The organism is Methylobacterium sp. V23, from assembly GCF_002917135.1.
Lineage (GTDB): Bacteria > Pseudomonadota > Alphaproteobacteria > Rhizobiales > Beijerinckiaceae > Methylobacterium.
Map to the genome: position 1 here is coordinate 1 of NZ_PDHT01000097.1, position 2,614 is coordinate 2,614.

Genomic DNA, 2,614 nt, shown 5'->3' on the forward strand with positions numbered 1-2,614 from the left:
CGGAAAGCCAAAACAGATCTGCCATCGCCGCCTCCATGCTGCAAACGGCGGCTCTGAATCACAAAACGATAACGCTCGCAACGCCTTGGTTCGGTTCACACCCTAGGCACCTGCATCTCGATGCTCCATTCCGTCCGGCCCGCAGCAAGCGCCGGACCCCATGTCAGCCTCACCGAAGCCCAAGCTCGTCCCCGCCGAACCTGAAATCTGGCGCAAAGCCTTCCTCGACCTCCGGCCCAGCGTCGTCCCGTGCCCAGGCTTCACGGTGCAGTCCTGGGGCGGCGCACACGAGGCCTGCGTCGAGTTCCTGGATCGCTGGGCCGACGAGGCGGCGGGCCTCAACTGGACGACACTTGAGCTTTTCGGCGTACACCCCGAGGTCGGAACAATTCGACCGGACTTCTGCGGGGCCATGATGCTCAGCGCTGAGCGCGTGTCCGCGATCACCGACAAGCATATGCGCTTCGGGAACATGGCCTTCTATCGGGACAAGCCGGGTCTCCCCAGCAGCGCAGTGCCGCTGTGGTTGTTCGGCCGGTGACGGTGGCCCGCTGCGTGCTATCTCTGCCGCATGGCTGAGAACCCCACCGCCGGCGAGCTCTTCAAGGCGAATTCCATCCTTGAGGCGGATGTCGTTGCCGCGGTCGATGCCTTTATGGCTGATCCGACCACCACGGCGCTTATGTTTGGCGATGGCTACCGGATCGACCTCGCCGAGGCCGTGAGCAGCCACGAGTGGGCGAAGGTGACCGTGGCGAACAAGGAAGCCACCGAGCACCTGAAACGCGCTGCTGTGCGCAACGCCATCCTGCTGGCCCGGCCGGGAAGTAGGTGACAAGTTATGGAGATTAGCTTGTTGCTGCGACCAGAAATCCCATGGAATCCTGAGTTCAGATTAGGAGGCACCTGATGTCTTGGACCGTTGAATGGAGCGAAGCCTCCGAGGCTGGCAGCTCTGAAGCCAAGTCGACAGTCCATATTCATCTTGCCTTGAAAGGCGAAGAAGAAGCTCTCTACATTGCAGGAGATCTACTCGCAAGAGGGTGCGTTGTATGGTCGATCAGAAGAGATCACGGTATTCTCGAGATGGATAAACATCGAGTTTTTCATCACTTTTATCCTCTCACCTCCTAATAATGCGCGCTCGGCAACTCACTGACATGTGTCGTGTAGCGTGAGCTAAGCATCTCGAACTTGGTTGACCAAGTGCACTTCTCGCTGAGCCTGCCGCCCCTAGGACTTCGAAACTGGTGTCATGCATCTTAAGATGCATACAAAACTCGCAAGCTCCACGAAAGCGTTGACCCTTAAAGCTGCAGAACCGTGCCGGGGGTCAGTGTCATGCTCCGAACCATCCTATCTACTTCGGTGCTTCTCTGCATGGTTGCGCCGTCGGCGTCAGAGCCTTGGCCAAAGCCCTTGTTCGTTCGGCTACCGCCGCTTGCCGTTGAGGGGGGCCAAGGTCGTCCGGCTGTACCGCAGACCAAAGCAGCGTTGGAAGAGGCGAACGCCAAAACCACCGCTTTAATGAACGCCTTCGAGCAACGTATCGATCATCAGGCGCATCGTGCGCTTAGCTCCATCTGTGATGGCTGCTCGCCAAGTGCTCGGCAGGCGAAGGTCCGTCCTGTTCGCATAGAAGCGACCGCCTCAACCGAGGGGCGAATTGTCGACGACCCAGCTCAGGCGCCCGCCAATTGAGCCGGTAAGAGGTGGCGCCCCAACAGTCTGTGCTATCCCTGACTGATGGCTGATTCGAATGTGAGGACCGGCGAACTCGCGAAGGCGCAGGCCATCCTCTCGGTTGAGATCGGCGCCGAGGTGGATGCGGTGCTGCGAAGCCGGACGTGGGCCCGTACCCGATCGGTGAGGGCTACTTCCTCGACCTCGGCGAAGCCATAGCCGTAAACCGCTTCGCCGCACTGGTCGTCAGAGACGTCCACGCGACTGGAAGGTACAAGCGAGCGGCTGTGCGCACCGCGATCCTGCTGGCCCGGCCGGAGAGAAGCTGATGATGAAGATGGTCCAGGTTGGAGTCGTGGGCTTCATAGTTGCTCTGACTGTGTTCCCTCTGCCGGCGATGGCCTATTGCGCCTGTGCCTGCATCAATGGAAAGGCGCAGAACGTCTGCTCGAACCAATTCGACCCCGAGGTCTACTGCGTTAAGTACTGTCCCGTCAGCGCACTTCCGCCGGGCTCTCCGCAGCGAAATCCGGACTTGGAAGGCTTCGCGTCCGAGGCTGGGAAAGAGAACCCGCAGGACAAGCTGTTCATCGGTGGAAGGTGACCGATCAGAAGCCGCCCTGGCGCGAGATCACGACTGACGACTATCGCCCACGCATCTTCCCAGCGACGACAGCCAGTGCCCCTTGGATCGCATCCAGTGACCGCGTGTACGAGCAGCACGAAGGCAAGTGTCGACTGCGACTGATTCTGCGCGAGGCCGTCGACCTGAAGCGCGGACCGAAGGCTGATCCGCTTTGGTTCTGGGAATGCCAGCGACGTCACCACCGCCCCAGCCGTGCTCGCCGAGGCGCCCGGTCGGATCCGTCGTCTGACTGTGCAGTCCCGCGGTGTGGTGGCATCAGTTTAGCTGAGGTCGCTGCATACCGGG

4 protein-coding genes and 1 pseudogene are annotated in these 2,614 nt (G+C 60.4%); 4 read left to right on the forward strand and 1 reads right to left on the reverse strand.

The genetic code is table 11. From position 1 onward, the window contains the following. Positions 1 to 160 precede the first annotated feature (160 nt). From CRT23_RS27370 to CRT23_RS28785, 3 genes are all read left to right on the forward strand, one after another. Positions 161 to 541, forward strand: coding sequence for a hypothetical protein (locus CRT23_RS27370; protein WP_103712615.1), 381 nt, complete (start codon positions 161 to 163; stop codon positions 539 to 541). Between the two features lie 30 nt (positions 542 to 571). Continuing rightward, positions 572 to 835 (forward strand): hypothetical protein, encoded by a 264-nt coding sequence (locus CRT23_RS27375; protein ID WP_103712616.1) that lies wholly within the window; start codon positions 572 to 574, stop codon positions 833 to 835. A gap of 74 nt (positions 836 to 909) precedes the next feature. Next, a complete protein-coding gene (locus tag CRT23_RS28785) occupies positions 910 to 1,134 on the forward strand; it encodes a hypothetical protein (protein WP_181017505.1) in 225 nt (74 codons plus the stop codon). On the opposite strand, the pseudogene CRT23_RS29825 reads toward CRT23_RS28785, so the two are convergent. Continuing rightward, positions 1,131 to 1,206, reverse strand: a pseudogene (locus tag CRT23_RS29825) (DUF4113 domain-containing protein); the annotation flags it as partial. The gene CRT23_RS28785 and the pseudogene CRT23_RS29825 overlap by 4 nt on opposite strands. A gap of 805 nt (positions 1,207 to 2,011) precedes the next feature. Between CRT23_RS29825 and CRT23_RS27380 the strand changes: the two are divergent. Then, positions 2,012 to 2,287 carry a hypothetical protein gene (locus CRT23_RS27380; RefSeq protein WP_103712617.1) on the forward strand — a complete coding sequence of 92 codons (276 nt, stop codon included), beginning with the start codon at positions 2,012 to 2,014 and terminating at the stop codon, positions 2,285 to 2,287. The last annotated feature ends 327 nt before the right edge of the window (positions 2,288 to 2,614 follow it).